Source organism: Desulfurispirillum alkaliphilum, from assembly GCF_055378285.1.
This window is the reverse complement of the sequence record NZ_AP042405.1, coordinates 610,430-624,481: the sequence shown is the minus strand read 5'-3', so window position 1 is coordinate 624,481 and position 14,052 is coordinate 610,430. Positions and strand designations below refer to the sequence as shown.

Sequence of the window (14,052 nt, the reverse complement as noted above, 5' to 3'; positions counted from 1 at the left end):
CAGGGATGGCTGGTTGTTTGCGGTCCCCAGTTCCAGGCAAGCGGACGGATGAAAAGGACAGCACTGGGGGTCGCTTTTGCGTCACTTTTGGCGAGTCAAAAGTGACAAATGAAAAAATAACGCAACAGGCGCAATGAAAATGCAACTGCAAAGAGTAGCTATTGATTTATGGATGTCCTGTTCTGGCGGACAGGAAACTCACTCTCCTGCTGTTTGTACACGCGGTAGCTCTGTAAAACGGGAATATCCGCTTCAGCCAGATCGTATGACGATACGTCATCCACGCTCAGCCACTGGCAGTCGGCGTGCTCGGTCAGTGTAATGGTATTGCTTGTGGGAGTGCAAATAAAAGGGTGCAGAGTGACCTGAAGGTTTGGGTACTGGTGGGTGGAGGGTGGCAGCGGGGCAAGTATCCGGATATCCAGGCACAGCTCTTCGCGTATTTCACGGATAATGCTGTCGCTGGCGGGTTCGCCTGCCTGAATTTTGCCGCCGGGAAATTCCCACTTGAGGGGCATGGACATGGACTCGCTGCGCTGGGCAATAAGGATGTGGGTGTCTTTTTCGATTATGGCGCAGGTGACGTCAATGTGTTTCATCAATTCCCTTTTTGCAGGATGCTGAAAAACCCCAATTTGCGGCGTTGCCTTCTCTTTTAGCCTTTACGGTTGTCACTACTGTTGAACCAGGTGCTTTTGCGAGTCGCTTCCTGTGGATGTCAGTACAGAAACCCGAAGAGCCACAGCGGGATTGTATTCTTGAATCCCGTTTCCATATCGTCAACAGCCAGGTAGGAATCGGCAATGTCTTTTATCTGCCCGTACCCTTTGTTTTTCCCGCCGACTTCAATGGTGAACTGGTTATCAATACGGAAGTCGCCGTTCGCGCTCAGAGCGATGGAGGTGTCCAGCAGCGACGTTGTGTTGTAAAAACTGCTTTTGATCTGGTTTACAAAAAAGGTTTCCCGGCTGGTTCCGATGTGCGGGGTTTTGTTGATGGCGCAGGCAAGGTTGGTATTATAGAGGTATATTTTCTCTGGCTTTCTGATTCTCCCAGTGCCTTTGGTGGCACTGGGAACACGCTGAAGCAGCGAGGCTTGCTCAAGGTAGCGCAGGTAGTCGCCCATGGTGGCTCTCGAAATTTCTGTCATGGCCGCGAGTTTGGAAATATTGGGTTCGAAGGGGGCTGATTCGGCCAGCAGATAGAGGAGCTTTTTGAGTTTATCGATTTGTGTCACCGGAATCTGAGTGACGTAAGGCAGGTCGCTTTCGAGTATCTGATTGATGATGCTGACCAGTTTGCTTTGGTAGGTGTCTGGCCCTTCACAGATAAAGGGGTAGCAGCCGTGCGCCAGGTAGTCGTTGAAGTGCTTGAGGGGTTTTATGTGGGCAGCGACTTCTCCTGCCATGCTGGTGTGCTGTGCAAAGAGTTCGCCCAGGGATATTGCGGGAAAGGTACCTGCCCCGATAAGGCTGAGGTACTCGCGAAACGAAAGATTGGCAAGACGATGAATAATTGCCCTGCGGGAAAGATCGGCTTCCTGTGCGTGAATCTGCAGCATGGATGAGCCGGAAAAGACAATATTGAGCTGGGTGGAATCGTAAATTGACTTCAGGTGGGATGACCAGTCGGAGTATTTGTGAACCTCATCAATGTAAAGCGTTTTTCCGCCCAGCTGTTCAAAGTGGATAGCAAACTCATAGAGGGAAATGGCCTTGAAAAACGGGTTATCGACACTGATGTAGAGGGCGTGGTCACTTGTGCCGTACTGCTCTTTCAGAGCTTGCAGCATCAGTGTGGTTTTACCGACGCCACGCTGGCCTATAATGCCGATGAGACGCTGGCTCCAGTCGATATGGGCAAAGAGGGAGCGCTTTATCCGGGGTGACACATGCCTGAGGAGCTTTTGCTGCTCCTGAAAGAAGAGTGATATTTCCATTGTGCATTTCCGCCTGTATTTTGTGAGTCGAACATTACAACATTGGCGCAAAAGTGTCAATCTCGATTTACATTTATGACTTTCAGTAGGCTGCCCCTCTCACGGCTTCCAATCCACTCCATGCACAAAGGATGCTCCAGCCGCTCCGGTAACCGGCTGTGCGCCACGGGGAAGAATCCGGCCCACCACCTGCACGGTGGGGAGTTTGGTGCGGATGCTTTTCAGCTGCTGCTCGCTGCAGGTGAAGAGCAGTTCGTAGTCTTCGCCACCACCGGCGATCATGGCGGTGGGGTCGAGGTGGTGCTGTGCGGCGTATTCCCGCAGGTCGGGGTGGAGGTGTTCCTGGGCAATGTGCAGTTCAATGCTGATGCCTGAAGCGCTGGCGATTTTCTCGCTGTCGCCCTGCAGGCCGTCGCTGATGTCCATGAGGGTTGTCACCCCGGCTGTGTGCAGTATGGGGGCGGCATCAAAGCGGGCGTGGGGGGCGCGGAAGGCTTCCAGCAGGGAGGCGGGGGCGTGGTGCCCGTGCATGAGGGCGTGGAGTCCGGCGCGGGCAAGGCCCAGGTACCCGCTGCTGCACAGCAGTTCGCCGGGTCGGGCGTTGCTGCGCAGGGGCATGGGGGCGTAGCCTTCGCCGATGGCGAAGAGGTCGATGGCCAGGTCGTTTTCGTGGCTGCCGCTGATGTTGCCCCCTGCCAGCACGCCGCCGCATTTGTCCAGGGCGTCACCAAATCCGCGGTAGATGTCCAGCAGGTAGGGTTGATCGGTGTTTTCCGGCAGGCACAGGTTAATGAAGAGTGCCTGGGGCGTGGCGTAGGAGGCGGCCAGGTCGCTGAGGCACACCATGGCGGCTTTGTATCCCAACTGACGTCCGGTCAGCCAGGCGCGTTGGAAGTGTACGCCCTCGCGCTGGGTGTCGGTGGTTACGACGGGGCTGTGCAGGGTGTGCAGGGCGGCGGCGTCGTCACCGGCTCCTGTCTTCAGGATGCCGCCTTGGCGGCGATGGTGCGGGAGTTGCTGCAGGAGCTCTTCAATAAGGTGGAATTCACGGTATGGTGAAGCTGACATGGTGTTTCCTTGGCCTGCATATTCCGATGTTTCAGTTTCTTCTCTGTCTCCCACAATGCCAAAAAAACGCAGGCTTGTACAGCCTCTTCCCGATGAAGTGTCTGCGTGGGCGATGGTGGTGTGACCATGCTGAAAGGTAGAGGTGGTGTCCGATTTTTCGGCAAAATGTATCAAATAGCTCCATTGAATTTGCATAAACCTGAAATTGTGTCTTGCTGGTAGGCGAAAGTATGTGCTATGACTTGAATGGAGGCGGCGCTGGCTGTCTCTCATCAAGATTGCCTGGTAAGGGAGAGAAAAGTTATGCAGAAGATTTCCGAAACGCCATCGGTTGCCGTACCCGTGAATCGTAAAAAACGTCAGAAGGGCTTCACCCTCATCGAACTTATCATGGTTATCGTTATCCTGGGTATTCTGGCGGCCATCGCGGTGCCCCAGTTTGTGGATCTTAGTGGGGATGCACAAAGCACAGCGGATAATGCCAACCTCAGCTCAGCGCGATCCGCCCACAATATCCTGGTGGCCCAGTTGCGCATGGGAGGCAATACCACGGGCTTTCCTACTCTGCAGGCTCTGGCGGATAATTTGAGTGTAACGCCTACGGCTGGCAATGATGGTCTCAATTTTGATGGCAGAACGGTCTTCACTTTTACCGCTCGAAGCGCAACGAACCCTGCCAACTGCGAAACAGCAACAGCTGCGGCCAATGCCGAAGTTCAGTGCTTCAGCCTGGACGCAAGCGGAGCAAATTAACGGCGAGACAAGTCTCCTGGTTGCGCGCAGCCTGCTGAATATGGGCTGCGCGGCAATCAGCCTGCATTGTCTGGTTCATGAAAGGCATAGCCATGAGTATTGAGCTTCCACAGTTCGGGGATGTGCGTACGGGCATCCCCATTGTGGACGACCAGCATCGGGAGCTGTTGAGCCTTATGGGGAATCTGCACGATCTGCTTGTGTCACCAGGCACTGGCGATGACGTGCAGGTTTTTTTGATGGCGCGGGAAGCGCTGCTGAGGTACATAGGGGAGCACTTTGCCTGTGAGGAGCGGTTGATGCGCTGTCACGGGCTGGATGTGCGCCATGTTTTGCTTCACCTGCGCGAGCATGAGCGCTTTACTCATCGCGCCTACATGGTGGCCCTCTCCCATGGCGATGACTTCTGCGTCGATGACACCCGCCAGCTGCTGGAGTTTCTCATACACTGGTGGCACAGCCACCTGCCTACGGATCGCAGTATGGCCCGGCAGATTGCCGCCGTTCTGGCAGGAAGCCAGGCCAGCGACGCTTATGATGATGACTTTTCACGATTTACCCTGGAAGCAAAGAGGCAATCATGACCATTTCTGAACAGAACCCCCTTGATGGACAGTCCATTCTCTATGTGGATGCTGACGAGACAACCCGTACCCTGATTTCCCGCATGCTCAGCAAGCGCGGTGCCCGCGTGGCTGCTGTCGCCTCTGCCGGTGTTGCCCTGAAGGCTTTCCATGTTCAGCCTCCCAGTACGGTGATTGCCGGTCAGGATGTAGGTGAGCCCGCGCTGCCGGAATTTATCCGTGCCCTGCAAGGGGAGAATTCTCCGGCAACTCCTGTTATCCTCTACACGGAAAGTTCGCTGCAGGATGCTGCTGAAATTCCGCACCTCTTTCACGTTCCCCGCAACGCCGGATTCGGCGTTCTGGTGAAGGTTCTGCAACGCATTTCCTGAGTGTGGATGGTGTGGCATCCGGCTGATCCGGAGGGCTCCTCTGCCACGGAAAATCTCCCCTTGAAAAGAATTTTCGCGGGCCTATAATGCTTAGCTCGACTTCGGAAAATCACGGGGAGCCACATGCGCAAAATCCGCCAGGACAGTATTGAACGAGTACTCAACGCGGTGGATATTGTCGAGATTGTCGGTGGGCATGTACACCTGCGCAAGGCGGGCGGCAGCCACATCGGCCTCTGTCCTTTCCATTCGGAGAAAACCCCATCATTTCACGTTACCCCGGACAAGGGGCTCTACTACTGCTTCGGCTGTGGCGCCGGGGGCAATGCCAGCAAATTCCTGATGGAAAAGCTGGGGATGACCTTTGTGGAGGCCATGGAGCTGCTTTCCCAGAAAACTGGAGTGGCGCTGGAGTACGAGTCGGGCACGGAGCCTCGCGAGGACAGTCGACGCGAAAATCTTTTGACCCTGAATCGCCGTGTGCTGCTGAGCTTTCGCAACCAGCTGGGCAAGAATGCACGGGCGAGGCAGTACCTGGAGTCGCGCCTGATTCCCGGACAGCTGATTGACGAGTTCGGCCTTGGCTACGCCGATGGCCGGGAGTACTCGCTGTTGGAGCTGTTTGAGGAAAATCACGACGATCTGTTGGAGCTGGGGTTGATTGCCAGTGGCGAAGACAAGCGGCTCTACGATCGCTTTCGCCAGCGGGTGATGTTTCCCATCTGGGATGCTGCCGGTGGCGTGGTGGGTTTTGCTGGGCGGGACCTGTCGGGCAAGAGCCCGGCCAAGTATATGAATTCGCCGGAATCGGGCCTCTTTGAGAAGAAAAAATTGCTGTATGCCTACCATATCGCCAAGGCGTCCATCCGCAAAAAGCGGCGCGCCATCGTGGTGGAGGGATACTTTGACGTCATCCGCGCCCACCAGCAGGGATTGACGGAGACGGTGGCGGTCATGGGAACCAGTCTTTCCACCTACCATGCCCGCCTGCTGGGGCAGCAGACGGATGTCTATGTGGTTTTTGACGGAGACGAGGCCGGTTTGCGGGCTGCTTTGCGGACTTCTGAACTGTTGACCCAGAGCGATCTGGCCCTGCGGGTAGTTTTTCTGCCCGATGGTCATGATCCTGATACCTACTTTCAGCGCCACCGGGTGGAACAGTTTGAGGAGCTGCTGAGCCAGGCGCGGGATGTGGGAGAGTTTCGTATCGATCGTCTCCTTGAAAGCAGCTCCGGCGATGTGACCCAGCTTTCCCAGGCGGTGCGGGAGCTGCGGGAGTTTATCAACCGCATACCCGACAGTATCCGGCGCCAGGCTTATGCCAATTACCTCAGGGAGCGCACCCAGATAGATCCTTTCGGGTCAGGGCAGTCGCCGTCGGGCCGTTCGCGCATGCGTCCTCCCCGCAGTGGCGGAAATCTGTCGACAGGGCAACCCCTTGGCAGCGAAGCTTCCGGAAGTTTTTTGCGGGAAAGTCTCCGGAAAGTCAAAAAGCCCGTTGATAAAAATGATGCAGCACCATACCTTCTTAAAGTAATGTTCTCTTCGGAAGAGATGTTCGAGGAGATATCCAGTGCACTGGGCAGTGATATACTGTCTGCGCCATACAGTACGATTAAAGATCAGGCCACATCCTGGCATCTTGAGCGGCTCCCCCTGGAGCAGATCATCGAGCGCCTGATGGACAGTCCTCTGGCTGCCCCCATGGCTCATATTCTGAGCCTTGATATTGGCAAGGAAGATATCCTGGGCATGACGCCCGATATTATAGAAAAAATAGAGTCCCTCTACATGCATCACCGCCATGAAAACCTGAAGCAACAGCTGTTCGCACCTTCCCCATCTGAATCGGGGGCCCCTCTGTCCGAGGATGAACGGCGCAGAATGCTGCAGGAGCTGCTGGAAATTCAGAGGGAGCTCACTTCATGACCCGCACCAAGTTCTTCCGGGAGGAAAATACTCAATGAAATCTACTGCTGAAGATCAGAAACTTTTCACCCAGTTGATGGAGAAAAGTAAGGAACGTGGCTTTATCACCTATGACGAGCTGAATGACTTCCTGCCCAAGGAGACCACGGATCCCGCCTTGATCGACTCCATCATCGAAAATCTTGGACGCATCGGCATACGCCTGGTTGCGACCAATAAACTCAGCAAAGGCAAGGGCGAAAGTTCTGATGAATTTGCCGTTTTCCTCAAAGATCAGCCTGCCGTTCTGGATGGCGATGACATAGAGCACGACGATGAAGAGGAGAGTGACGAGGAGGAGAGCGAGGAGAGTACCCTCGACCTGACTCCTGATACCTCGTTTCGCACCGATGATCCCGTGCGTCTGTATCTCAAGGAAATGGGCTCGGTTCCACTGCTCACCCGCGAGGGCGAAGTGGATATTGCCAAGAAAATCGAGGCGGGCTACGAGAAGATCATCAGCTCGCTTATTGCCATTCCCAAGGCCGTAGAGTCGCTGCAGGAGCTGGCCGAAAAGCTTGAGGCGAGTGAAATCGGGCTCAAGGATATCATCATGCTCGATGATGAGGTGGGCAGCATGGGCATCATTGGCAATTCCACCTCCTATGACGAGGACGAGGAGTCCGCGGAAGAGGATGCGGAAGACCCCTCCAGCGCCCATGTTCGCGCAGAGAATGCCACGGAGATGCGCGACTTTGTCATCAACTCCATCTGCGATATCGGGCAGCAGCTTCTGAGCCTGCGGGAGTACAAGGCCAAGGGTAAAAAGGACAAGTACCGCAAGACGCTGGAGTCCATGACGGCGGTTATTTCGGAAATTCGCCTGACCAACGAAACCATCTCGCGCATCAGCAACATGATCAAGGAACAGTACCTGGAAAGCCGGCGTGCCGGCTCGGAACTGGCCAAGATCATCAAGGTCACCGGACTCTCCCGGGACGACCTGCAGTATCTGTGCGGCGAGGAATCCAGCGCCGAGCACGTGGAGTCGGCCCGCGCCAAGACCTCTTTGCGGGCGGAAGACTTTGAGCGCCTCCTGGGCAAGGCGTCCGAGAGCATTGCCTCGCTCCGGGAAATTGAGGAATCCACCGGTGTCGATGCCAATGAGCTGATGAGCATTGTGCAGCAGGTGCGCGAGGGTGAAGAGGAGTCCAAAGCCGCCAAGATGCAGCTGATCGAAGCCAACCTGCGCCTGGTGGTTTCCATTGCCAAGAAGTATACCAACCGTGGCCTGCAGTTCCTGGATCTGATCCAGGAGGGAAATATCGGCCTGATGAAGGCCGTGGACAAATTTGAGTACCGTCGTGGCTACAAATTCTCCACCTACGCCACCTGGTGGATCCGCCAGGCCATTACCCGCGCCATTGCCGATCAGGCCCGTACCATCCGCATTCCGGTGCACATGATCGAGACCATCAACAAGCTGGTGCGCACCAGCCGGAACCTGGTGCAGGAGCTGGGTCGCGAACCGACCCCCGAGGAGATTGCCGACAAGATGGATCTGCCTGTGGAAAAAGTGCGCAAAGTGCTGAAAATTGCCAAAGAACCCATCAGTCTGGAAACGCCCATTGGTGAGGAGGAGGACTCCTCCCTGGGGGACTTTATCGAGGACAAGAACACCGTATCTCCGGCGGAAGCGGTCATCAGCTTCAACCTGAAGGAGCAGGTGCGCTCGGTACTCCACACCCTCAGCGCCCGTGAAGCCGAGGTGCTGAAGCTGCGCTTTGGCATTGACACCGACAGCGATCATACCCTGGAGGAAGTGGGCAAGAAGTTCAATGTCACCCGTGAGCGTATCCGGCAGATTGAAGCCAAAGCCCTGCGCAAGCTGCGCCACCCGACCAGAAGCAAGATTCTGCGCACGTTCCTGGAACCCTGACAGGCGGTATTTGAAGGGTATGAAGGCAGCAGGAGTCAGGCATGGCCCGACCCCTGCTGCCCATGTCGTTTGGGTATTTTTCCGGGGAGTTTTTTCCGGCTGACGCTGTTCTTTGTGGCCTTTGTGTGAGAATATCTGCCCGGCAGACTGGTTGCCAAGCCGGAATCGTCACCAGCCTTTTCCAATATGATGAAGCGTAAAGAGGATCTCCATGCAAAAATCGTATCTCCTGGCCCCTGGCCCCACACCCGTTCCCGAGCAGGTTGCCCTGCGCATGGCCGCTCCGGCGGTTCACCATCGCACTCCACAGTTTTCCCGTCTCTTTGCTGAAGTGGAAGAAGGTCTGAAGTACCTGCTGCAGACCCGTAACGATGTACTCATGCTTGCCAGCAGTGGTTCCGGTGCCATGGAAGCTGCTGTTGTCAATATCATGCATTCTGCGGAAAAGGCGATCGTGGTCAACGCCGGGAAATTTGGTGAGCGCTGGGGGAAAATCTGCCAGGCCTATGGCGTGGAGGTCATCTGGCTCAACTCGCCCTGGGGAACGCCGGTCAACCCCGATGAAGTTGCCCAGGCGCTGCGGGAAAACCAGAACGTGGGAGCCGTCTTCGTGCAGGGGTGCGACACCTCGGCGACGGTTCAGCATCCCGTTGCCGCCCTTGGGGCCATCGTGAAGGAATACCCCCGGACCCTGCTGGTGGTGGATGGCATCACGGCGGTGGGTGCCGCTGATCTGGCCATGGATCGTGATCATATTGACGTGCTGGTTGTCGGCTCTCAGAAAGCGTTGATGCTTCCTCCGGGCCTGGCCTGTGTGGGCGTGAGCGAAAAGGCCTGGCAGAAAATGGATACTACCGATCTGCCCAGATTTTATTTTGATATGCGCAAGGAGCGCAAATCCCTGGCCAAGCACACCACGGCCTATACGCCGGCCACGTCTCTGATTACCGGGCTCCATGAGGTGCTTACGATGATCCGCTCCGAAGGCCTGGAGAACCTCTTCCGGCGCATTGACTGCCTGGCCCGCGCCACCCGCGCCGGTTTGCAGGCTCTGGGACTGGAGCTGCTGGCTCCCGGTGCACCGGCAGCCTCCTGTACCGGTGCCTATCTGCCGGCTGCCATCGACGGCAAGGCCTTTGTGCGCTTTGCCCGCGATACCATGGGCGTGACCTTTGCCGGTGGCCAGGATGACCTGGAAGGAAAAATTGTTCGTATCAACCACATGGGGTATGTGGATACGTTTGATGTGATTATCAGCATCAGCGCCATGGAAATGGCCCTGAAGGCCTTTGGACACGCCTTTACACCCGGCAGTGGCGTGGGCGCTGCCCAGGAAATTCTCGCGGAAAGGTATTCCCTATGAAAATAGTTGTATGCGACCGGCTGGAAGCCAAGGCGACCCGCAAACTGCAGGAAAAGTATGACCAGGTGGTGCTGCTGGAGAGTCCCGATCGCCAGACCATCATTGAGCACAGCGCCGACGCCGATGCCATCATAGTCAGAAGCCATACGGTCATTGACCGCACGATTATTGAAAACAGTCCGCGCCTGCGGGTTCTCGGAAGGGCCGGCTCAGGCTCCTATAATATCGACGTGGAAGCTGCCAGCAAAAGAGGCATTGTGGTACTGCACACGCCCTTTATCTCCAGCACATCCACCGCTGAGCTGGCTATCGCCCTGCTGATCGGCGCGGCCCGCAAGCTCAAGGAAGCCACTGCCGATATGGCCGGTGGCAAGTGGGATCGCGGTGCCCTCAACGGGTTGGAACTTTCCGGCCAGACGGTGGGTATCATCGGCTACGGAAATATCGGTCGCAAGGTGGCTGCCATCACCAAGGCCATCGGTATGGAAGTCCTGGCGTACGACCCCTATGTGCGCTATCAGCAGACCGAATCGCCTGTTGCTGATCTGGTAAGCCTGGATGAACTGCTGACCCGCAGCACTGCTGTGATCATCTGCTGCCCGCGGACCCCGGAAACCGCAGGCATGTTCAATGCGGCCCTGTTTGCCCGTATGCGTACGGGTTCTTTGCTGGTCAATGTGGGCCACGGGCAGGTGGTGGTGGAAAAGGACCTGATTGCGGCCCTGGACAGCGGTCATCTTTTCGGTGCAGGCCTTGACGTGTTCGAGGAAGAGCCGACCCGTCGCGAGACGGCGGTGGTTCAGCATCCCAGAGTGTATACCACCCCTCATATTGGTGCTGCCACCATGAAAGCCCAGGAGGGCGTCTGTACCGATATCGTCGATAAGGTTATCGGCTTCCTGGACAACGGATACATCTCCGGCTCAATCAACCTGCCCGTTGTCGACGAAAATACCGAAGTGAACATCCAGGGGTATATCGAGCTGGCGGGAAAGCTGGCGTCCATGGTTTCGCAGCTTGACCCGACTACCACCAGGCTTTGCCTGCAGGTCAATGGCAAACTGGCCTATAGTGATACCGGTGCCCTGGAAAACCGGGTGGCCCGGGAGTTTCTGCTGGCCCGGCGCCAGGAGGCCAGTGATATCAACGCCCGCTTCCTGCTGGATGACCAGGGTATCAGCATCAGCCTTGGCAAGGCCGAGCAGGGCTCAGCTTTCGTCAATGAGGTTGAGGTGGCAACGGACAACTACTCCCTCAAGGGAACCCTGCTGGCCGACAAGTTTCCGCGCATCGTCGAGGTGAATGAGTACAAGATCGAAGCCGTGCCCCAGGGTACCATGCTCTTTTTCCGCAACTACGACCGTCCCGGTGTGATCGGCAGCCTCGGTCGCCTGCTGGGGGAGAAGAATATCAACGTTGCCAATATGCGCCTGGGATTCCGGGGTGACGACGAAGCCATTGCCATGGTCAATATTGACACCGCTGTGGACGCGGCAACCCTGCAGGAAATCACCCGTCTTGACAATATCATCGACTGCTTTCAACTGGAGTTTACATGAATACACCCGGCACCATGGAACCGAAGGATATCCCCAAAGGCTTTCGCGCCTCCATAGGCCCACAGGCACGGACCATCTTCTCCCTGGAGAAGGACATGGTGGATATCTTCCAGTCCTGGGGCTATCAGCCGATTCTGACCCCCAGCCTGGAGTACGAGGACGTTATCGCCCGCGCCCTGGATGAAAACACCCTGCCCAGCACCTATCGCATCATCGACAGCATTACCGGGCGCGTCCTGCTGCTGCGCCCCGACTTTACCCCCTCCATAGCGCGGGCCTACTCCACGGCCACCACCAAGCTTGGCGACTGCGTGCGCCTGTGCTACAGCGGCTCGGTATTTCGCTCCATCAACAAGCACGAGGGCAACCAGGCCCAGGTGGTTCAGGCGGGGGGGGAATTCCTGGGCTGTTCATCCCTTGAAGCGGATTTTGAAGCCATTGCGCTGTGCGTGCACGCCATTGGTCAGGTCAGCAGCCATGGCCTGAATCTGGTGCTCACCCACAGCCGTTTTATCGGTGGCATCCTTGCGGCGCTGGAGGTGGAGCCTGCCATGGAGAAGGCCATCGTCAGCGCCCTGCACAAAAAGGATCTCTCCGCGCTGAAGGAGCTGCTGGAGCAGTCCGGAACCACCTACCACAACCGCGAAGTGCTGCTGAAGCTGCCCGGCCTGATTGGCGACACCAGCCTGATCGACCGCGCCCGCAGCCTTGTCTGTAACGAGACTTCCCACCGGGCTCTCGATGAGCTGGGGGCCCTGCTGCAGAAACTGGAGCATATTGGCTGTCGCATCACCCTGGATCTTTCCGAGCTCTCCTACCTGAACTACTACACCGGGTGCAGCTTTGAACTCTATGACGAAGAGTGCGGCATGAAGGTGGCTGGCGGCGGACGTTACGACAACCTGGTTGGCAAGTATACCCATCCCACACCTGCCGTGGGATTCGCCGTCAACATCAATCATCTGTGCGAAGCGGGTCTGCGAAATCAGCATGAAATCCTTGTGGATTATGTGGTATACAGTGAGAGCGATACCCTGGAACAGGCCCAGCAGGAAGTGGAACGTCTGCGCCGCCAGGGACACAGTGCCTTCTGGATAACGGCCTCCAGCGCCGCGCAACACCAGCAGCGTGCCAGAAACATCATCAAGTTACCGTAACCGATAGTTGAAATACTTGCCGCAGCCTGACGAGCATCGACCAGGCTGCCAGAAAGAGGACTTTTCATGGCAAATCTCGTTATTTTAGGCGCCCAGTGGGGCGATGAGGGAAAAGGGAAAATAGTCGACCTGCTTTCGGAGAAGGCTGATGTGGTCGTTCGTTACCAGGGTGGACACAATGCCGGGCATACCGTCAAGGTCGGTGACGATGAAACTATCCTGCACCTGATTCCCAGTGGCATCCTGCACGAAGGAAAGATGTGCGTGATCGGCCAGGGTGTGGTGGTTGATCCCAAGGCCCTGCTGGATGAAATTGAAAAGCTTGAGAAAAAAGGTATCAAAGTGGCCGGTCGCCTGCTCATCTCCGAGCGCGCTAACCTGATCATGCCCTACCATCGTGTTATCGACAAATCCAACGAGAGCCACCGCGGCGAAAAGAAGATCGGCACCACCGGGCGCGGTATCGGCCCCGCCTATTCCGACAAGATGGCCCGCATCGGCATCCGCTTTGTGGATCTTCTGGAAACAGAGCTCTTTGCCGAGCGCCTGGCTGACAACCTGCAGAACTACAACTATATTCTCGAAAAACTCTACCACCACCCCGACCTCAAATTTGCCCAGGTCTTCGCTGAGTACGAAGAGTATGGTCAACGCCTGAAGCCCTATATCGCCGATACCTCCCTCTACCTCGCCAACGCCATGGCCCGGGGGGAGAAAATTCTCTTCGAAGGGGCCCAGGGCACGCTGCTGGATGTGGACAGCGGCACCTATCCCTATGTCACCTCATCTTCCTGCTGCAGTGGTGGCAGCCTGACGGGAACCGGTGTGGGCCCCCAGGCCATCAACCATGTGGTGGGCGTCATGAAAGCCTATACCACCCGTGTGGGCGAAGGGCCGTTCCCCACGGAGCTGCTGGATGCCGATGGCGAAAAACTGCGTGAAATCGGACATGAATATGGCGCCACTACCGGACGGCCCCGTCGCTGCGGCTGGTTTGACTCGGTTGTCGGCCGCTATGCGGTGCGCACCAATGGCCTGACCGGCCTGGCCGTCACCAAGCTTGATGTGCTCGATGCCTTTGATACCATCAAGATCTGCACCGGCTACAAGATTGATGGTGAAGTGGTTCAGGAATTCCCCGCCAGCCTCAGCAAACTGCGCAGAGTCGAGCCGGTTTTCGAAGAGATGCCTGGCTGGAAGACATCTACCGTTGGCGCCAAAGGGGAACAGGATCTGCCACCGAATGCCGTGGCGTACCTGCGCCGCATTGAGGAGCTGGTCGGCTGCAAGGCTGTTCTCGTCTCCACTGGCCCGAAGCGTGATCAGACGTACTTTACGCCCGATTTTGACACCCTGCTGTAATTCCTTTTCCCATAAAAAAAGCGCAGATGCTCCTGGCATCTGCGCTTTT

General features: G+C 56.6%; 12 protein-coding genes. 9 read left to right on the top strand and 3 right to left on the bottom strand.

Annotated features, from left to right (window positions below; all coding sequences use genetic code 11):
- Positions 1–158: 158 nt before the first annotated feature.
- From ACZ46I_RS03060 to thiL, 3 genes are all read right to left on the bottom strand, one after another.
- Positions 159–599, bottom strand: a complete 441-nt coding sequence (locus tag ACZ46I_RS03060) for a (deoxy)nucleoside triphosphate pyrophosphohydrolase (RefSeq protein ID WP_464281392.1) — start codon at positions 597–599, stop codon at positions 159–161.
- Positions 600–718: 119 nt separating this feature from the next.
- Positions 719–1,939, bottom strand: a complete 1,221-nt coding sequence (locus ACZ46I_RS03055; RefSeq protein WP_013504813.1) for an ATP-binding protein — start codon at positions 1,937–1,939, stop codon at positions 719–721.
- Between the two features lie 99 nt (positions 1,940–2,038).
- Positions 2,039–3,007 carry a thiamine-phosphate kinase gene (gene thiL / locus ACZ46I_RS03050; protein WP_464281391.1) on the bottom strand — a complete coding sequence of 323 codons (969 nt, stop codon included), beginning with the start codon at positions 3,005–3,007 and terminating at the stop codon, positions 2,039–2,041.
- Positions 3,008–3,310: 303 nt separating this feature from the next.
- Between thiL and ACZ46I_RS03045 the strand changes: the two genes are divergently transcribed.
- The 9 genes from ACZ46I_RS03045 to ACZ46I_RS03005 all read left to right on the top strand — a co-directional run bounded on the left by ACZ46I_RS03045 (position 3,311) and on the right by ACZ46I_RS03005 (position 14,003).
- Complete coding sequence (locus ACZ46I_RS03045) at positions 3,311–3,760, top strand: type II secretion system protein (protein ID WP_464281390.1); 450 nt, start codon at positions 3,311–3,313, stop codon at positions 3,758–3,760.
- Between the two features lie 92 nt (positions 3,761–3,852).
- Positions 3,853–4,344 (top strand): bacteriohemerythrin, encoded by a 492-nt coding sequence (locus ACZ46I_RS03040; RefSeq protein WP_013504816.1) that lies wholly within the window; start codon positions 3,853–3,855, stop codon positions 4,342–4,344.
- A complete protein-coding gene (locus tag ACZ46I_RS03035) occupies positions 4,341–4,715 on the top strand; it encodes a response regulator (protein WP_013504817.1) in 375 nt (124 codons plus the stop codon). The genes ACZ46I_RS03040 and ACZ46I_RS03035 overlap by 4 nt, the downstream gene beginning before the upstream one ends.
- 123 nt (positions 4,716–4,838) lie before the next feature.
- A complete protein-coding gene (gene dnaG, locus ACZ46I_RS03030; protein ID WP_013504818.1) occupies positions 4,839–6,644 on the top strand; it encodes a DNA primase in 1,806 nt (601 codons plus the stop codon).
- A gap of 34 nt (positions 6,645–6,678) precedes the next feature.
- Positions 6,679–8,562 carry an RNA polymerase sigma factor RpoD gene (gene rpoD, locus ACZ46I_RS03025; protein ID WP_226508392.1) on the top strand — a complete coding sequence of 628 codons (1,884 nt, stop codon included), beginning with the start codon at positions 6,679–6,681 and terminating at the stop codon, positions 8,560–8,562.
- Between the two features lie 211 nt (positions 8,563–8,773).
- Positions 8,774–9,925, top strand: a complete 1,152-nt coding sequence (locus tag ACZ46I_RS03020) for a pyridoxal-phosphate-dependent aminotransferase family protein (protein ID WP_013504820.1) — start codon at positions 8,774–8,776, stop codon at positions 9,923–9,925.
- Positions 9,922–11,484 carry a phosphoglycerate dehydrogenase gene (gene serA / locus ACZ46I_RS03015; RefSeq protein ID WP_464281389.1) on the top strand — a complete coding sequence of 521 codons (1,563 nt, stop codon included), beginning with the start codon at positions 9,922–9,924 and terminating at the stop codon, positions 11,482–11,484. The genes ACZ46I_RS03020 and serA overlap by 4 nt, the downstream gene beginning before the upstream one ends.
- Positions 11,481–12,641 carry an ATP phosphoribosyltransferase regulatory subunit gene (gene hisZ, locus ACZ46I_RS03010; RefSeq protein ID WP_013504822.1) on the top strand — a complete coding sequence of 387 codons (1,161 nt, stop codon included), beginning with the start codon at positions 11,481–11,483 and terminating at the stop codon, positions 12,639–12,641. Before serA ends, hisZ begins: the two co-directional genes overlap by 4 nt.
- Before the next feature lie 66 nt (positions 12,642–12,707).
- Complete coding sequence (locus ACZ46I_RS03005) at positions 12,708–14,003, top strand: adenylosuccinate synthase (RefSeq protein WP_464281388.1); 1,296 nt, start codon at positions 12,708–12,710, stop codon at positions 14,001–14,003.
- The last annotated feature ends 49 nt before the right edge of the window (positions 14,004–14,052 follow it).

What these genes read in the sequence shown, in the direction of transcription:
- ACZ46I_RS03060 (WP_464281392.1), bottom strand. Translation starts at nt 599, where the DNA reads ATGAAACACATTGACGTCACCTGCGCCATAATCGAAAAAGACACCCAC.
- ACZ46I_RS03055 (WP_013504813.1), bottom strand. Translation starts at nt 1,939, where the DNA reads ATGGAAATATCACTCTTCTTTCAGGAGCAGCAAAAGCTCCTCAGGCAT.
- thiL (WP_464281391.1), bottom strand. Translation starts at nt 3,007, where the DNA reads ATGTCAGCTTCACCATACCGTGAATTCCACCTTATTGAAGAGCTCCTG.
- ACZ46I_RS03045 (WP_464281390.1), top strand. Translation starts at nt 3,311, where the DNA reads ATGCAGAAGATTTCCGAAACGCCATCGGTTGCCGTACCCGTGAATCGT.
- ACZ46I_RS03040 (WP_013504816.1), top strand. Translation starts at nt 3,853, where the DNA reads ATGAGTATTGAGCTTCCACAGTTCGGGGATGTGCGTACGGGCATCCCC.
- ACZ46I_RS03035 (WP_013504817.1), top strand. Translation starts at nt 4,341, where the DNA reads ATGACCATTTCTGAACAGAACCCCCTTGATGGACAGTCCATTCTCTAT.
- dnaG (WP_013504818.1), top strand. Translation starts at nt 4,839, where the DNA reads ATGCGCAAAATCCGCCAGGACAGTATTGAACGAGTACTCAACGCGGTG.
- rpoD (WP_226508392.1), top strand. Translation starts at nt 6,679, where the DNA reads ATGAAATCTACTGCTGAAGATCAGAAACTTTTCACCCAGTTGATGGAG.
- ACZ46I_RS03020 (WP_013504820.1), top strand. Translation starts at nt 8,774, where the DNA reads ATGCAAAAATCGTATCTCCTGGCCCCTGGCCCCACACCCGTTCCCGAG.
- serA (WP_464281389.1), top strand. Translation starts at nt 9,922, where the DNA reads ATGAAAATAGTTGTATGCGACCGGCTGGAAGCCAAGGCGACCCGCAAA.
- hisZ (WP_013504822.1), top strand. Translation starts at nt 11,481, where the DNA reads ATGAATACACCCGGCACCATGGAACCGAAGGATATCCCCAAAGGCTTT.
- ACZ46I_RS03005 (WP_464281388.1), top strand. Translation starts at nt 12,708, where the DNA reads ATGGCAAATCTCGTTATTTTAGGCGCCCAGTGGGGCGATGAGGGAAAA.